17 protein-coding genes are annotated in these 16,750 nt (G+C 36.5%); 9 read left to right on the top strand and 8 right to left on the bottom strand.

What is annotated here, in order from left to right; all coding sequences use genetic code 11:
* Nucleotides 1-158: 158 nt before the first annotated feature.
* Nucleotides 159-1,895 (top strand): GAF domain-containing SpoIIE family protein phosphatase, encoded by a 1,737-nt coding sequence (locus O4O04_RS04355; protein WP_272534411.1) that lies wholly within the window; start codon nucleotides 159-161, stop codon nucleotides 1,893-1,895.
* 112 nt (nucleotides 1,896-2,007) lie between these two features.
* Here the strand turns inward: O4O04_RS04355 and O4O04_RS04350 are convergent, their stop codons facing one another.
* Nucleotides 2,008-2,535, bottom strand: a complete 528-nt coding sequence (locus tag O4O04_RS04350; RefSeq protein ID WP_272534409.1) for a DUF1569 domain-containing protein — start codon at nucleotides 2,533-2,535, stop codon at nucleotides 2,008-2,010.
* 219 nt (nucleotides 2,536-2,754) lie between these two features.
* Between O4O04_RS04350 and rssA the strand changes: the two genes are divergently transcribed.
* Entirely contained in the window at nucleotides 2,755-3,708 is a 954-nt protein-coding gene (rssA, locus tag O4O04_RS04345; protein ID WP_272534407.1) for a patatin-like phospholipase RssA, read from the top strand.
* Nucleotides 3,709-3,789: 81 nt separating this feature from the next.
* On the opposite strand, the gene O4O04_RS04340 is transcribed toward rssA, so the two are convergent.
* On the bottom strand, nucleotides 3,790-4,281 hold the full coding sequence (locus O4O04_RS04340; protein WP_272534405.1) for an acyl-CoA thioesterase: 492 nt from the start codon (nucleotides 4,279-4,281) through the stop codon (nucleotides 3,790-3,792).
* Nucleotides 4,282-4,404: 123 nt separating this feature from the next.
* Between O4O04_RS04340 and O4O04_RS04335 the strand changes: the two genes are divergently transcribed.
* A complete protein-coding gene (locus tag O4O04_RS04335; RefSeq protein ID WP_272534404.1) occupies nucleotides 4,405-5,094 on the top strand; it encodes a TetR/AcrR family transcriptional regulator in 690 nt (229 codons plus the stop codon).
* Nucleotides 5,091-6,584: an alkaline phosphatase D family protein gene (locus O4O04_RS04330; RefSeq protein WP_272534403.1), complete on the top strand. Its 1,494-nt coding sequence runs from the start codon at nucleotides 5,091-5,093 to the stop codon at nucleotides 6,582-6,584. The genes O4O04_RS04335 and O4O04_RS04330 overlap by 4 nt, the downstream gene beginning before the upstream one ends.
* A gap of 81 nt (nucleotides 6,585-6,665) precedes the next feature.
* Here the strand turns inward: O4O04_RS04330 and O4O04_RS04325 are convergent, their stop codons facing one another.
* Nucleotides 6,666-6,971: an STAS domain-containing protein gene (locus O4O04_RS04325; protein WP_272534402.1), complete on the bottom strand. Its 306-nt coding sequence runs from the start codon at nucleotides 6,969-6,971 to the stop codon at nucleotides 6,666-6,668.
* A gap of 375 nt (nucleotides 6,972-7,346) precedes the next feature.
* The gene (locus tag O4O04_RS04320; RefSeq protein WP_272534401.1) at nucleotides 7,347-7,832 is read right to left on the bottom strand and encodes an FKBP-type peptidyl-prolyl cis-trans isomerase; all 486 of its coding nucleotides are present in this window, start codon (nucleotides 7,830-7,832) and stop codon (nucleotides 7,347-7,349) included.
* A 114-nt stretch (nucleotides 7,833-7,946) separates the two neighbouring features.
* On the opposite strand from O4O04_RS04320, the gene O4O04_RS04315 reads away from it, so the two are divergent.
* The gene (locus O4O04_RS04315; RefSeq protein WP_272534399.1) at nucleotides 7,947-8,702 is read left to right on the top strand and encodes a TetR/AcrR family transcriptional regulator; all 756 of its coding nucleotides are present in this window, start codon (nucleotides 7,947-7,949) and stop codon (nucleotides 8,700-8,702) included.
* Here O4O04_RS04315 and O4O04_RS04310 read toward each other — a convergent pair whose 3' ends face one another.
* The 4 genes from O4O04_RS04310 to O4O04_RS04295 all read right to left on the bottom strand — a co-directional run bounded on the left by O4O04_RS04310 (nucleotide 8,703) and on the right by O4O04_RS04295 (nucleotide 12,904).
* Nucleotides 8,703-9,500: a lysophospholipid acyltransferase family protein gene (locus O4O04_RS04310; protein ID WP_442915926.1), complete on the bottom strand. Its 798-nt coding sequence runs from the start codon at nucleotides 9,498-9,500 to the stop codon at nucleotides 8,703-8,705.
* A gap of 71 nt (nucleotides 9,501-9,571) precedes the next feature.
* Complete coding sequence (locus O4O04_RS04305; protein ID WP_272534398.1) at nucleotides 9,572-10,624, bottom strand: adenylate/guanylate cyclase domain-containing protein; 1,053 nt, start codon at nucleotides 10,622-10,624, stop codon at nucleotides 9,572-9,574.
* A 262-nt stretch (nucleotides 10,625-10,886) separates the two neighbouring features.
* Complete coding sequence (locus O4O04_RS04300; RefSeq protein ID WP_272534397.1) at nucleotides 10,887-11,555, bottom strand: hypothetical protein; 669 nt, start codon at nucleotides 11,553-11,555, stop codon at nucleotides 10,887-10,889.
* A 230-nt stretch (nucleotides 11,556-11,785) separates the two neighbouring features.
* Nucleotides 11,786-12,904: an LIC11274 family protein gene (locus O4O04_RS04295; protein WP_272534396.1), complete on the bottom strand. Its 1,119-nt coding sequence runs from the start codon at nucleotides 12,902-12,904 to the stop codon at nucleotides 11,786-11,788.
* A 115-nt stretch (nucleotides 12,905-13,019) separates the two neighbouring features.
* Here O4O04_RS04295 and O4O04_RS04290 point away from each other — a divergent pair, with 115 nt between their 5' ends.
* Genes O4O04_RS04290 through O4O04_RS04275 form a run of 4 tightly spaced genes read left to right on the top strand, consistent with a single transcriptional unit; the run spans nucleotide 13,020 to nucleotide 16,749 of the window.
* Nucleotides 13,020-13,901, top strand: coding sequence for a DUF2225 domain-containing protein (locus O4O04_RS04290; protein ID WP_272534395.1), 882 nt, complete (start codon nucleotides 13,020-13,022; stop codon nucleotides 13,899-13,901).
* Nucleotides 13,902-13,911: 10 nt separating this feature from the next.
* Nucleotides 13,912-14,727 carry a tRNA pseudouridine(38-40) synthase TruA gene (truA, locus tag O4O04_RS04285; RefSeq protein ID WP_272534394.1) on the top strand — a complete coding sequence of 272 codons (816 nt, stop codon included), beginning with the start codon at nucleotides 13,912-13,914 and terminating at the stop codon, nucleotides 14,725-14,727.
* A gap of 18 nt (nucleotides 14,728-14,745) precedes the next feature.
* Nucleotides 14,746-15,369: a hypothetical protein gene (locus O4O04_RS04280; RefSeq protein ID WP_442915925.1), complete on the top strand. Its 624-nt coding sequence runs from the start codon at nucleotides 14,746-14,748 to the stop codon at nucleotides 15,367-15,369.
* Nucleotides 15,370-15,423: 54 nt separating this feature from the next.
* Nucleotides 15,424-16,749 carry an LIC11270 family surface protein gene (locus tag O4O04_RS04275; RefSeq protein WP_272534392.1) on the top strand — a complete coding sequence of 442 codons (1,326 nt, stop codon included), beginning with the start codon at nucleotides 15,424-15,426 and terminating at the stop codon, nucleotides 16,747-16,749.
* Nucleotide 16,750 lies beyond the last annotated feature (1 nt).

The following is a 16,750-nucleotide window of genomic DNA, read 5'->3' as shown; positions in this document are numbered from 1 at the left end:
TTTCTCTATTGATCATCGACGGAATTGAAAAAAGGATTAGAGAGAATTCAAACGTATTTTGCTTGTAGGATGCCAACAATAATTTATTATCAACATCAGTGAATATTATTGACCTCAAAAGCAGAAAATCACTACCCAAGAGCCATCTTCGTAAGTTGATGAGCCTCACCCATATCAGTGCTATCTTAAATTCGCATTTAGACATATACCAACTTATGTCCCTAATCATGCTCTATTCTAAAGATCTTTTGGAAGCAGAGGCGAGCTCTCTTTTTCTTTTGGAAAAAGAAGATAATTTCCTCTATTGCGAAATTGCTTTAGGAGACAAAGGCGAGACCTTCCAACAATATGCAAGACTCGAAATGGGTCGTGGAATTGCCGGCTGGGTTGCCCAAGAAAAAAAATCCATAATCCTTGAGGATGCCTATCAGGATGACCGTTTTGATAAAACTTGGGATGAGAAAACAGGATTCCAAACCAAATCTCTAATTTGTGTTCCGCTCTTTGTCAAAGATCAATTGCTCGGAACACTTGAGGTCATGAATAAAAGTGGGGATCGAATTTTTGATAAATTTGATCTTGAACTTCTGCAGACGCTTGCAGAGAACGCAGCAGTTGCAATTACCAATGCTCAGCAACAAGATAGTTTAAGTAAAAGGTTACTCGAATTATCACTGTTATACGAGTTCGAGAAGAAAATCACTTCCGAAAAGGATCATCGAGGTCTTGGATTTTGGGTTCTCGACAAAGTTTTAGAATACCTCGAAGCCAAATCAGGCACTATTTATTTATTGGACGAAAAACAAGAAAATTTAAAAATTCTCGCAGCTAGAGGAATTCCGGAAGAAGCATTAGATAATTTGAATATCAAATTAGGCGAAGGAATTGCAGGATGGGTTGCCCAAGAAAGAAAGAAATTATTGATACAGAATTTAGATTATGATCCAAGATACAAAAAAGATTTGGGATTTGTCTTTGATAGTAAATCCCTAATTACCGTACCTTTGATATCAGAAAATCAACTACTTGGTGTCATCAGTATCAATAACAAGAGTAGCGGTTATGCTTTCAACCACAACGATCTACATATGTTAGAAGCGATTTCCTACCGATTGGCAATATCTTTCCAGAATTATTTTCTGTTTAGAAAGGTTGCTCAATCTGAGAAAGAAAAAGATAGAGCCTTTCGTGTTATGAAAGAAGTTTTACCAGCACAGACTCCCTCAATCAAGGGTCTCACGATTGCAACAGAATATATTCCCTATGATCAGATTGGCGGAGACTTCTATCAATTTTATCCAATTGGTGATAATAAGATTGGAATTTTCATCGCAGACATTTCTGGACATGGTCTGTCTGCAGCACTTCTTGCACTCATGGCACATTCCATGCTGAGCACATTTGACAGTTTAGTTTATACTTCACCGGGAGTCTTATTATCAGGATTGAATTCATTCCTCTACAATCGAATGGCTGGAAACTTTCTTACTGCATTCTTTGCTTGCATAGACACAGAAAAAAACACAATCACGTATGCGAACGCAGGTCATCCTTATCCATTGATTAGAAAAAAAGATTCGGATGAGCTAGTCAATCTTCAAGCTAAGGGCAAGCTAATCGGTGTTATGCCGCAACTGATTTACGAAGAGGCTTGGATGCCATTTGAACCTGGCGATAAGTTGATTTTGTATACGGATGGGCTTTTAGAAACTAGCATGAATAGCAATGCAATAGAAAGAGAAGAAGATCAATTTTTTGCAAACCTAATAGATATATGCAAAAAACCAATCACTCCTCAAGAAATTATCAATTCAACAATGAAAATGATATCCAAAACTCCGAATTTTAAAGGCTTTCAAGATGATGTTACATTTCTTGTAATCGAAAGAAATTAAAATTCAAATTTATATTTCAATTGACTATCTCAATACAAAAGCTAGCTCTAAAAGGAAAATAAAAAGTCGGTTGCCTCATTCAAAATTGTTAAATCAATAAATTTGATCTGTTTTATGATAATTCTTCTAAATGATTATTGATATGCAATGTGTGTGCATAATCATAATCTTTCTTATCCAAATTCCCATAAGCAAAATGTGGCTTTAAATTTACATCTTCTGCCACCTGAAACTTTTGGATCGCTTGCTCGAGGAGTTTTATTCCCTCTTCAATCGAAGTTTCATTGGAAATCGTCGTTGCTCCCGGAATTGGTTCACTCAAACCATGAGACATTTTGCCTCTTAACGAAAAAACGAAAAAAGCAATGCTTCCTGCTGTCCATTGAAAGATTCTGGATTTATTCTCCGGATAGCCACCTAATGAGTATTCGATGGACTGCGCACAATGAGCGAACACTTTTCCCAAGCCCCAATCACCTTTGGTATTTTTCGCCAATAGGTTGGATTTGTTCACTTTTAAGAAATCCGAAATTTCGTTTAAACTTTTAAAACTATATTCATTTATTGGCATATCATTATCCTCAGATGCAATTCTAGTAGGAATAGACGCAATCAAGACACCGAGTGAAATTTTCTTCAAAAAAGACTTTCTATTCATTTCAGCAAAGTTTATAAACTCTTCAAATAATCTCAAGAGAATTTATGAAATATTTTATATCTTGAATAGTCTGCATAATTATCTATAAATATTTTCCCATTCTGCGAATCATGAATCATTAGAACTCCGAATTATTAAATTGGATTTCAATTCTTGATCAAAATACACTGTAAAAATAATTTGGAAATCTAAGGTACGGGAATGCGAAGTAAGAAATCAATAATTGGATTAGCATTAGGTTCAGGTTCAGCTCGTGGTTGGAGCCATATCGGTGTAATCAGAGCACTTGAAGAAAGAGGGATCGTACCCGATGTAATCTGTGGGACTTCGGTTGGATCTATCGTTGCAGCAGCTTATGCATCGGATCAACTAGATGATCTTGAAGCTTGGGTGACAACTCTGGAATGGAAAGATGTTGTTGGTTTTATGGATCTCAATCTGCGAGGTGGTGGTGGCCTTTTTAAAGGAAAGAAATTATTTGACTATATGCGTGAAAGGTTTGGAGAATGGGACATCAATGCCCTGAACAAAAAGTTCGGATCCGTCGCAACGGATGTGGATACTGGACTCGAGGTATGGCTTCGTGATGGAAAATTGCTGTCAGCTGTCCGAGCATCTATTTCTCTACCTGCGATTTTTACTCCTGTTCTTCGAGACGGACGATGGTTAGTAGATGGTGGATTGGTCAATCCAGTTCCGGTTTCGTTATGCCGTGCTATGGGAGCAAATTATATTATTGCAATAGACCTCAATTCAGACTTACTTGATGTTACTCCTCCTCCTGATCTAATAGATGAGAAAAAATCTGCACCACTAGATCGTCTGCCAGGACATCCGGAAAAAGAAACCAAAGATAAAGAACCTTCATTCTGGACCGCAACTAAGGAAAGGATTACGACAAGCTTCTGGGGTAAAGATCTAAAAGATAGTTTAGATAAAGAAAAAGACGAACGACCTTCTATGATCGAAGTAATAAGTAAGTCCATAAATATCATGCAGGTTCGAATTACAAGAAGTAGAATGGCAGGAGATCCTCCGGATGTTTTAATTACACCTAAATTAGGTTATATGGGACTTATGGAGTTCCATCGGGCGCAAGAGGCAATCGATGAGGGCAAAGCTGCAGTTGCGAGAGCAGAAAGATCTTTGATGTAAAACAGTATTATTGATAAGAATATTGATATTAATAGAAGGCTTTCCATTTAAATAATTGGAAAGCTTTCTAGATCTAAGATTTCACTCTCTATATTTTGAACCAAATTCTTCGGGCATTTTCCAAGGACGCCTCTTATCAAAATCAAAAAACAGCGCATCAAATACAGCCTTACATACAAGTTCTGAATCTGATTTTCTCCAAATTGTCTGAATTACCTTGCCTCTAAAACCTTTGAATTGAGCAAATGTGGTCTCAACTCGAACGGTTTCAGGATGGCCAAGTGGTTTAGAATAAATAATTTCCGCCTTCTGGATAACTGGGCCAACATTTGCAGCTCTCATTGCAGCAATCATAAAACCTTCTTCTTCCAAAGCTTGTATTCGCGCTTCATCAAGATAGAATTGATAATTGCCATTGTTAACATGCCCATTGGAATCAAGTTGACTCCAGAGTACTCGGATCTCTGTAATATGATTCGTTATACTTTGCAATTTTGGATCGGGATTGAACAAAATTGGATTCTCAACTTGTGTCTTATCATCTTTCTCTAAAGTAGAATTTTCAGGCTTCATAAAACCATATAGCAGACAGATCGGTCTGTATGTAAACAATTTTACAATAAATTTAAGAAAAAAACAGACAGATTTGTCTGGAAAGTTATTGACTCATTCGATTTCAAAGTTTTATCTCGGACTATGAAGCCTTCTCCATTGATTTCTAAAAAGTCGCAGAAATCGAATCGATTACTTTCTACAAAAAAAACTAATTCGAAATCAAACTCCTCGCCTAAAGTAAGAATCTTAATCAAAGCATCTGACTTATTCTATCACCAAGGCTATAATGCTACAGGAATCAACCAAATCATCCAAGAATCATTAACTGCTAAGGCTAGCTTCTACGACCACTTCCCTTCAAAGGAGAATTTAGGAAAAGAGGTTATTCGTCGTTATGCGATTCAAATTCTGATTTGGTTCAGAGCCTTACTGCGAAAGAGTTCGACACCTGAAATTTTCTTGGACAATTTAGAAAAGTCAGTCATTCAACAGACCAAATCTAAAATTTCTATCTATCAAGGATGTCCAATTGCATTGCTTTCGGCTCAATTTCCGAGAGAAGATGGCAATTTTGCAGATCAATTTCGAGGAGCTGTCTTAAACTGGGAAAAGTTATTCAATCAATTTTTTATAAAAATGAAAAATCGTAGATTATTACCATCCTCATTTGATTCTAAATCAGTTACTAGAAGTTGGATAAATATTTATGAAGGTGCATTAATCACATGGAGAATGTCTGGTGATAAAGAATTTATTTACTCAATGAAAAAATCGATGCTCGATGTCTATCAATCTGCAATCAATAAATCTATTCTGACAAAAATCTCATGAGAAAAATAGATAGAATTGATATGTCTGAATCATTGCATTATTGCATCAAAATTTTAAACAATTTCAAATCAAAAATACTAAAAACAATAAAGAAAACTTCCTTTATTTTGATCTTAGTCATTCCCCTAACACTGAATACTGATCGAATAAATGCAGAGAAGCTAATAAATTTAGATTCTGTAACGGGTCCAATGATAGGATATACTGGTATGCGAGAAGTGCAAATCTGGTTACAAATAGATTCGGACCTGTCAGAGAAATATAAAATCCAAGTTCAATATAGAAAAAAGGAATCAAAATCAAAATCAAAATCAAAATCAAAATCAAAATCTAATTCGAATTTAAATTCATTTCAATTCACAAAGAACCACTCAATCAATCCCGATACAGGAATAGTTACAATCCATATCTCGTTACTAGATCCGGGGAATGTTTATGAATATAAAATATTTGCTAACTCCCAAGAAATCCCTTTTGATACAGCACTTGAATTCCAGACAAAACCTCTATGGCAATGGAGAGACAACCCACCTAATGTCAAATTTGCGATAGGATCTTGCAATTATGTAAATGAAGATGGATTTGATAGACCAGGTAAGAAATGGGGTGATGGTTATGAAATATTTGATTCGATAGAGAGAGAAAAACCAAGCTTTTTTCTATGGATGGGTGATAATACCTACCTTCGAGAAGCAGACTGGGATTCTGAATCAGGAATCATTCACAGATATTCACATACTCGTCGCAAAAAAGAAATGCAATCTATGCTACGATCCATGTTTCATTTAGCTATTTGGGATGATCATGATTATGGTCCAAATGATGCAAGCTCATCGTATGGGTTCAGAAAAAACGTTGATAAAATATTCAAAGATTTTTGGCCAGATCCAACTTATCCAGATCAGGGTATCTATAGGTCATATACTTGGTCTGATCTAGAATTTTTCATGCTAGACAACCGGACATTTCGCACGGCAAATAATAACTACTACACCAATGAAAGAACTGCTTTAGGAAGAAAGCAAAAGGATTGGTTATTCAATGCATTGAGTGATAGCCGTGCTCGAGTGAAATTCATTGTGATCGGAGGACAGTTTATAAATTCTGCGCAAGTTTATGAGAATTTATCTAACTATGTCAATGATCGAGATGAAATTTTAGATTATATAAAAAAAATGAAAATTACTGGAGTCGTTTTTTTATCGGGTGATAGGCACCATTCTGAAATAAGTCGATTGGATCGTGGTGGCATTTATCCAATCTATGATTGGACAGTCTCCCCACTCACAGCAGGAATATCTACCACCACAGAAAGTGAAGCGAATATTCATAGAATCCAAGAATCATTTGTACTTGAGCGAGCATTCGGATTGATCGAAGTCATTGGAATTGGCAAAGATCGAGTCATTAAATTGATTACCAAGAATACTTATGGTAAAGAATTGTATCAAATGGAAATTCCTATTACTAATTTAGAAAAGGTGAACTGAGATTAGAACAAAGTTTTGTATTTTTTCTAAATTGATCAGAATTTTTTATGATTATTTTTGATCTCAAGAAATAATTTATTCTTATAAACAATTTGTAGAGAGAAAATAATCTCTAAGATTCAGAATCTTTAATATATTCTTTATTGAATTGGAAAGATGCAGTAGTTCGATTGCAAGTCCTCTTTTCTTTAATTTCATTTGCTTAGCCAAAAGAATTCCTATAATACCTGAAGAGATTTGTTCCACGTTTTCAAAATCCAAATACAGGGAGATTTTCGAAGAATTCAATACAGCGTCCAATTCTAATTCAAATCTTGACATAGAAAATATATCTAAATCTTTCTCTTCGATTTTATAAACATTGGGATTCTCTGTTGAAACAATCATTCCGTTCTATCCTTTCTGATGTACAGAACGGTATTTGCATAAAAAAATAAATAGTTTAGTTAGAAAAATTTCGGATAATTACATTTTTAATCACGGGAATAGAAATGGGAAATTTCCTAAATTTTCGGATTCTGTCAGAATTTGCCTGATTACAGAAATTCGCAGTTGGAAAATTGTTTGTTAAGTTTTTGATTTTTTGATTAATTGAAAAATAAATCAGGAACTAAAAAGAGCCGTACTTAAGTGCGGCTCTTTTTTCCGTTATCCTTACATCTAAGAAACATGATAAATTATTCTATGAGAACGGCACTTAAACAAAAAAGCCAGACAATTGGATTGCCTGGCTTTTCATCAGATTAAAATTTAGAACACCAATTAATGGTGGTGATGTCCACCTGGTCCGTGCGAATGTCCGTGTTCCATTTCTTCTGCAGATGCTTCTCGAATCGTATGGATTTCTACGTCGAATTTCAAGGTCTCACCAGCTAACGGATGGTTGCCGTTCATGATTACATCATCTCCCACAACTTCTTGCACAAATAGTGAGATTGGACCTTCTTCACCATCAGCTCGGAATTGCATGCCTGGTTGGATTTCCTCGTCCGCTGGAAAATTCGTTCGAGGGATCTTATAGACCAATTCCTCATTGTATTCACCATATGCATCCGCGGGAAGAACGGTTACCGTTTTTTTATCCCCAATTTTTAGCCCTTCCATTTCTTTTTCAAGTCCAGGAATAATATTTTGGAAACCATGTAGGTATTCCATCGGGTCTTTGGATTCATCTAAGGTCTCACCCTCAGAATTTTGTAAATGATAAGCAAAGCCAACGACTTTGCCTTTGGCAACGTTCATACTCATTCAGCCAGCTTGAAACGTTTTTTATTTTGGACAAGCGAACTTTTTTTCCTAATGAATATCCACTGACCCAGAAAATTTCTAGACCGACTGTCGGTCTATTCTAGATTATTCCATATGCAAGTAAACTTTATCATAAATCCCAATCCCTTAACTACCCGAGATCGTATCATCCAGAAAAGTGCGGAACTCTTTCTTCTGAAGGGATATGGGGGAACCTCTGTTGATGATATCCTATCAGCTGCATCAATCGCTAAGGGAACTTTTTATCATCATTTCATCTCGAAAGAAGCATTGCTCGAGACTGTAACGGAAAATTTTGCCATCGCTGGTTTCGATGAACTTATGATTCGACTAGGTGATGCAAAAACTGACAATCCGCTTGCAACTTTGAATTTTCTTTTTCGCGCGAATATGGAATGGAAAAGTGAAAATGTTGAATCAATCATACTCGCAATGGAGGCTATGAATGATCCTGCGAATATTGTCTTACGTCATAGTTTTATCAGTAAAAGAAAGAAAATGTTAAAACCTGTAATTATAAAAATTCTAAAAGATGGAAAGCAATTGGGACTATTTGATTTCAAAGATGCAGGATTTACAGCAGAGATCATGTTAAATTTTATCTCACAACTTTTTGATTATTTAGTGGAAGATATTTTTTTCGATCGCGTCGATCTTGCCGATTTAGCTCGTCAGAATTTGCAATTCGCAATCGAGAGAATACTTGGACTCCCTGAGAGTTCGATTCGTTTAGTTGATTGGGCTTCCTATAAATCCATGAAAGATAAAATCAAAATTTTTAGAGCGAATCGAAATCTTTCAGAGAGTATCACAATGCAATCTTTGAAAATCGACCATGTAGTAGTTTAGTTACTTTTCTTTATTCTGATTTCGCAATTCGTCCGTTAAACGATCCAATTCAATTTTTCCTTTGACCATTAGCTCTTGCACATGTGCACGAAGACTATCCCAGTCAGAAAATTGAGTTGGATCGACGATTCCGCATGAATAGTAACCAATAGTATTGCCTTTCTGGTATTCTTGAAAACTAACAATTCCGGATTTTAAAATAATCACGATTGGCAATTTATTATCAAATGCAAGTTTACACATTCCTTTCTTCAATGGTTGGATTTCTTCGCTGTACGTATTTCTTCCTTCTGGATACACAATATACGAATTATCTTTTATGCCCTTTCTCAAATTCTTTACCGACACAGCGATCGACATATTGCTACGGTTGTCAAAAACTTCTGAACCCATAGCTTTCATCCACCAATATGCAAACAAAGTTTTCTTAATAACCTGATTCGCAAGGTATGGTTTGCATATAAAGTAACAATCAAATGGAAAGTCCAATTCATTTACGTGATTGGAAAATATCAAATGCCCTTTATCTGGAATATTCAATTCATTAAATGCATGAATTTTTGCCTTGGTCATGGATTGAACTGTCTCACCCCACATACGACTTCCTCGCAAGAATGAGTTGATTCTTCTTTCCTTAGTTCCTACAGCTCCGTTGTACAACCCAGCTATCAATGTAGGAAAAGCGCGTGTTAGTATAAGAGGTAGAATTCTAAGATATACTCTTGCGACGAAAAATTGATAAGCCTTGGATTGTCCTTCCAAATGCCGATCCATGAATTTATTAACTGAAAGATCCATATTTAACCTATTTTTAGAAAAATGAAATAGGCTCAGGCATGCAAGAATTATTCTAGTTTCCCGAGAACTAACTAACGGCGTTCCGAATAAACTCCAAATATTCTTAAGGGTTCTTTTTTACCTTTTAAAACGATGCGTCCTATAGATTCGGCATTAAAATTCTCAATGCCAGCTAAATGAATAGTTTTCTCAGATACTAACAGGCTATGTTTTACTTTGCGAGTCAATCGCTCAATTCTTGACGCAGTATTCACTGTGTCGCCAATTACTGTCGGATTCATCCGACTTTCGGTACCGACAGTTCCAAGAACCAAATGGCCAGTATGGATTCCAATTCCAATTTTCAGATCGCCTTGAGATCTCATTTTTCTCACATCGTTTAGTTCATTCAAAATTTCTAACATACGAATCCCAGCTCGAATCGCATCAGTTGGATCTTGAAAAATTACCATTATATTATCACCAATATATTTATCGATGACCCCATGATTTTCATGAATCGATCTTTCCATGAATGAAAAGTATTCGTTCAATTCTGAGAATATTTCTTCTGGATTTTTTTTCTCACTCCAAGTAGTAAAACCAATAATATCAATAAATAAAACAGATAACTCAAGACTTTTTCCAAGATTAACATTTAGCTTCGTGATATCTTGAATTCCTTGAAGGGCTAGCATCGTTTCTGGCACAAATTTCTTACTCGCTTTGTGTAAGTTCTCAATTTGAATTTTCTGTTCTTCGATCTGAGTTATATTGCTTCGAATTGCAATATATTCATGAATGTTCTCATCTGAATCTAGAATGGGAACAACTGTTGTATTCACCCAATATGGATCACCATTCTTCTTTCGATTTTTAATTACACCTGTCCAGCTTCTTTTAGCTCGAATCGTATCCCAAAAATTTTTGAATGCAGAAGCGGGCATATCACGATGCCTTACTATGTTATGTGGTTTGCCCATCAATTCATCTTTTGTATAACCAGAAATATTACAAAATTCATCGTTAACATAAGTGATTCGACCTTTGGTATCAGTTTTAGAAACGATGGTTGCTACATCAATTGCATACTTATATTGTTCTGCTAAGGATTTAAGATTGATTCCAGCTTTAGTAGGTTCCATATGAACAGCATTTTAAACAGGTATCTAGTGAAAAGCTGATTAATCGGGAATGCTAACCAGAAGCATCCCCACAGATGATAAAGTTTTACCTGAATTTCCTATAAAAATCGTCTGATTCAACTGCATAAGTTTGTTGATTTAGGAATTCGAACACCTCTGTTCGAATCCGTTCTCCTTCTTGCATAATCTAACATATATTCATTAAACTGACTATTGTGATATTCTTGTTCTATATTTTCTCACAATTTACAATTCCAATAGCTTAGGGTTCAGATTTCATTATTTCTTGGATAACTTTCGTTACATTTTCAGGAATTTGAGATTTTAAAGTTTTTGCATGTTGACCAGGGTTAGTTAACTCTACTAAAGAATTTGCATTCTCTGGACAAGCTCCTGGACAACTTCCCTTGTCGCTAAAAGATGCTAAGGTATAACCTAGTCGACTGCCAAGATACTGTCCAAGTCTACCATTCTCAATTTTTCTAAATCGAGCAATTACTTTGATCGTTAGATCCCAAGTTTTTGTAGAATCGATACTTTGAGAAAAGCTTGTAGCCGTGATATATTCAATTCCTATATTCGCTCCGATATTTCCAAAATCATAAACTGGTATATTTTGACCCAGAATCTGTTCGTTTTTCATTTTTGGTTCAACAATTTTTGCACCATGCAATTCTTTTTGAAGACTTTGTTTGAAAATCGGCATGAGTGCATCCAATTCGGCTATTGTATCCTTAGCTGTATTCCTTGAGTTCCCAATCAATACTGGTCTTGACTCGATCTTATTCATATAAACTGCAATTGATTCTTTTGCTTCAACGGCTGTTCGAACTGGATACAGACTCGATGCACATCCACAAAAAGAAAAGAATACGATTAGCAAACTTATGATTCTTAGAGAATATTGATTATTTGTTTTTTCTTTAAGCATTTCTTACATCCTATATTAAGTAATTATAGATATAGAGAATAGCCTGAAAAAATTTATTGTCAATATCCCATTTGGCATAAAAATTCCTTCCTATAGAAATTTTATGCTGAATCTCAATTAATAATTTAATTAATTCTTAATTAGCAATAGTATTTATTTGTATATTGTTATAAATGAAAATCTCCGCGACGATCATTTCGCGGAGATTACAGAACTGCTGGAAATCTAAATTACTGACCGGCTGGAGCGGGAGTTGTTGTTTCTTGTTTTTGTACTTCTGATTTTTTTGGAACGCCTAACTCTTCTCTTCTTGCATGATCATATCTCAAGAATAGTTGTCCGTCGGTGTCCTTCTCATACACTCGACCTTTTGTATCAGCATCATCTTTTCTGTATTCAGCTGGAATTCTCTCATCAAAGGTTGCTTGAATTCTTTTATCGTGCTTAATATACGGATTCTTAGTGAAATCATAAGTGATTCCTTCTAATTTTACAATCTCGCCTTCGTTCAGATTGTTATCCATATCTCTCCAAGATTCTTGTTTCGCATCAGACTTCTGAAGGAAATAATTATCATATGGATATTTCAATTTGAAAATATTTACAGCATTTGCCTTAGCATCACGACATAAACTGATTGCACCAAAATACAAATCAATTCTATACTTTCTATGTCTTGGAGTTAGATTTTGATTTTTCTCAAGATGTTTCTCAACTTTGAGTGCATCAATTCTTGCTTGCTTTGCAAGTCCGAGAAATCGGTATCCTGTCTCTGCATTTTTTTCTATACCATAACGGTTTAGTACATAATGATATTCCTTTGGTTCGTACATCCTACGAGCAAAAGGAGCTTCCCGAGCTTCTCGCATATCTTTTCGGATATAAGAATTTTTGCCATATTCAATGCTTATATCAACAATGGTTTTATCCATTGGATCATTCGGATTCTTACGTTCCATAGCTGTTTTCATCATTTCTTCAGCACGCAAAACATAGAGTTGTGATAATTCTTCTGTCAATTTCTCAATTGCAATCTGAGATTCGAGAAATCTACGATATGATGCAACATAGTTTGCTTCAAAATAATATTGCAGAGCTTCTTGATAGATTCTCTTTATATCTTCATATTTTTTTACTCGATGACCCATTTTATCCTCTTCTGCATATGCAGTTGCAGGATTGCCTTCGGGATCATTGCCAGGGAAATTTTTCACCATGGGCTCTAACTCTCGAAGATAAGTAATGAGTTCTACTCTTTTGTTGTATGCCTTAAGAGAAACAGCTTGACCCATAGCCTGGGTCAACGGAATCCACAAAAGGATGCTTGCGATCAGTATAATTTTTTTCATGGCAGTACCAATTTCCAACAATTCGGGGGTTCCCTGTAGAAAGTATCGGTTTTCTTGGGGAATGAATTGACAGTTTACTTGTAGAAAATATCGTTTCCAGAGAGAATTATATCAGATGGCAGTATCCACCGCAAGCCAAAATAAGAAAATTTCCTTCCGAGCGAAGGAGAATTCGGTGTGTCCAGTCTGCAATGAAGTCCATCAGAAAGAGCAAATGTTCCAAGGTGGAGGACGTCTGATCGCAGGCAAGCTTACTCAAGAGTTACGTAGACTCTATGAAAAGAACAAAAAGTTCGGACGAGTTGGACCCAATGATTATATCATTACAGTTTGTCCACGTTGCCTCTATGCTTCCTTTAATAAAGATTGGGATGGCTTAGCTGCTAATGAAGCAGAAGCTCTCAGAGCAAGCTCCGATCAGAGACGTTCATTCTTAGAAAAAATCCTTGGTCCTCTGGACTTCAATGAAGATAGAAATATTATATTAGGCGTGGCAAGTTATCTACTTGCGATCGAATGTTATCAGAAACGTGGCTTGAGCGTTGCTCCCACTCCCAAGAAAGCTCTCTGTGCCATTCGCGCAGCTTGGTATTTTGATGATCTGACTCTAGAATTCCCTGATTTAAAATTCAATGAAATACGAGACTTCATGTTCAAAAAGGCTGCGATCTACTATAGCATGACTTTGGAACTGATGCAAAATGGCCAAGAACCAGTCGATTCCATCCAAGGAATGCTTGGACCCGATTCGGACAACAACTGGGGTTTCGATGGAGTCGTTTATTTAAATGCATATTTAACTCGTAAATTTTTGAGCCAACTAGCAGAGAAAAAAGAAGACCAACTCAATCTTTTGATCAGAGCGAAAAGAATGCTCGCTCGCTTGTATGGTTCCGGTAAATCATCAAAAGGCAAACCTTCAGCAATCATCGAAATGGCTCGCGAATTGTATGATGAATACGGTGCCCTGATCGAAGAGATGGGCGGAGAGAAATAGTAAAAAGTCTTTGCCTAATTATGCGATCCTCATCGAATACGATGGAACTTTTTTCCACGGATTCCAAAAACAAATCAACGCTCATACAGTGCAAAATGCTCTCGAACGAGCTTTAAACATTCTCATCAAACCCAAAAACCATCCATTGGTTTTTCATGTAGCCGGCAGAACTGATACGGGAGTGCATGCTACTGGAATTGTTTGCAATTTTCTCTGTGATGAAAAAATCGAAGAACTGGATACCTTCCGATTTTCTCTTAATGCGTTAGCTGGCGGTAAAGTGAGTTGCCTTGGAATAACGCAAGTAGCAGAGCGATTCCATTCACGTTTTTCTTGTTCGTCGAGGGAATACGAATTCAAAATACTCTCATCCAGAAACCCGCATCCTCTATGGGACAATCGAGCTGTTTGGATTCGTGAAGAAATCGATTGGGTTAAAGTTCGAGATCAACTGCAATATTTAGTGGGAGAAAAAGATTTTCGAAGTGTTGTAAAACAAGTTTCCATTAGAGAAAAATCTTCTATTCGAGAGATTCGAGAAGTGGGAATCGAACAAGAACCAGGTTATCCTTACATAATCAAATTCAGATACAGAGCAGATAGTTTTCTTCACAATATGATCCGAATTCTCACAGGAACTTTGGTAGACATAGGAACAGGCAAAATTAACGATAGAAATCTAGGGGACATTCTCCTTGCTGGAGATCGGAGTTTGGCTGGCAAAACCCTACCGGCTCACGGATTGTATTTTGCACGAGCTTATTATGATTCATTTCCTGAGATAGAACAAATGTATAAGAATGTATTTCGGAGTCCGCTGGTCTAATCGCCCTACAACTTTCTCATGATAATAAATTTCCGAATTCTAATTCTTGGTTTATTGATTCTGTTCATATTTCCCATCTATGCACAAGAAGAAGATAAAAGAAAACCAGAAGTGGGATTTTGGTTGGGTGCTTCAAACCCTTTTCCTGGATCACCAAGCCAGTCGGTTCTTGATACTTCGCTAGGTTTTGGATTGTTTACTAGATTTCCATGGCCTTATTTTTTATATACTGAATTGGGTGGCAGCTATTCAACTTATTTATCCCAAACTGAACGAGCTCTAACGACAATGCCTATTTATGCGGCACTGGCGTATCAGTTACCACTCGATCTTCCTGTTAAGTTTTTTCTAAAGGCGGGAGGTGGCAGTGCTTATGTGGTCGCCCGTCCAGCCAATACTTCGCGTTGGAATCCTCTAATCTATGGAGGTTTGGAGGCGAGTTTTATTGCAGGAAGAAAAGTAAGAATTGGAATCCGCCTTGATTATAACAAAATCATGGAAACGAACATGGATATTCCACCAGAAAATAATATTCCGCTAGCTTCTCCCTATGATGACTACCGACTCTTGAATCCTGCTCAATACAGACTCCAAAATGCAGATTTCTTTCATTTTGGCTTGATGGTTAGTCTTCTCATATAGGTTTTTCTTTACACTTTCAGAATGAAAATAAATAATGGGGATGGAAGTCCGTCCATGAGAAACCGATTTATTCAATATTCATTTTTTATTCTAATCCTCACCAGTCTTATACATTGCGACAACGAATTTGAAGATATAACTTCGGCTCCTGTTTTAAGTACACTTTTTAATAATCGAATGTTGCTTCTTGTGAAAGGAACTTACGCATCCGACAATCCAATCTCTTTTCAAGACTATAATGGCGGGACTGGTGCTCTCTATCTGGACAATATAGGAGAAGGTGGCGATGCAGATCACCAACTCATAGATCTTCCTTCAGCAGCTAATCTTCCAATCTATATTGATTTAGGTGAGATAAGAATTTCCTCTCAATTTGATAAAGGAATCAACGAACTCACTCAGATAAGAAATCCGATTGATTCTCAAGAATTTTGGGATTTTATAGCGACCGAGAGACAAGTTTTCTGTACTATACCCTATACTTTAGAGAACGATACATGTCAGAAACAAAATGGATTGTTCCGGATGCAACAGTTCTTCGATGGCACCGGTGCACAATTTCCTTCGAATGATCCAACCGCCGAAACAATAAGTTGCAGTGATCCAAAATATTTTAATGAATGCGCGGGACTTCAGCTTGGACCGGAAGCCACTTTCGGAAGGCAATATTTTTACACCGGTATATACTTTCGTTCTTTTGTTACTGGTTGGGGAGTCCAAAATGGTGCTCTGCTATTGGATCAAGCACGTTTCGACAACCGCCGCGTAACTGGGGTTAATATTGTTCCTAGGAACAATTACATTCCAGGAACTTCTGACATCGCTAAACAAGATATTGTTCCTAAAATGTTTCCTCAACTCTATTCTGTTCAAGGTGGACAGAGAGATATGCAGATTCGCGGTGGATTTGATCCATATATTCTCGAAATTCGTATGAATATAAAAGAGAATTTGATGGTGCATACATTCCAAAGACCAGGAAATCCAATCAAACAGACATTAGTTGGATTTAGTGACGCGCTAAGCGCTCATAAGAACGAACCAGATATTGGTGGGAATATGATCTCTAGGTCTCGAATCATTTACCCCGAGACAGCAGCTTCGTTGAGTATCAGCGGTGGTCAAGGAGATTTACGCTACTACTATGCGATTTTCCATAGTGATGAAATCAATATTATTAGGCAGATTCCTCTTGCGGCAACCCCAGCAAGACAAAACGCAAGCATTAAATATATAAACAATGGTAAATATAAATTGTACTGTGTCGCTGACTTAGAAAGAGTTGATGGATTTCCAGATACAATAATTCGTGAAACAGAATTTGTTATATCTGATGTGGATCGAAGGAATACAATCGCTTTAGAATTATCTTGCCCATAAG

The organism is Leptospira sp. GIMC2001 (assembly GCF_028462125.1).
GTDB lineage: Bacteria > Spirochaetota > Leptospiria > Leptospirales > Leptospiraceae.
Note: the sequence above shows the minus strand (reverse complement) of the source record. Positions and strands in the feature narration are given on the sequence as shown.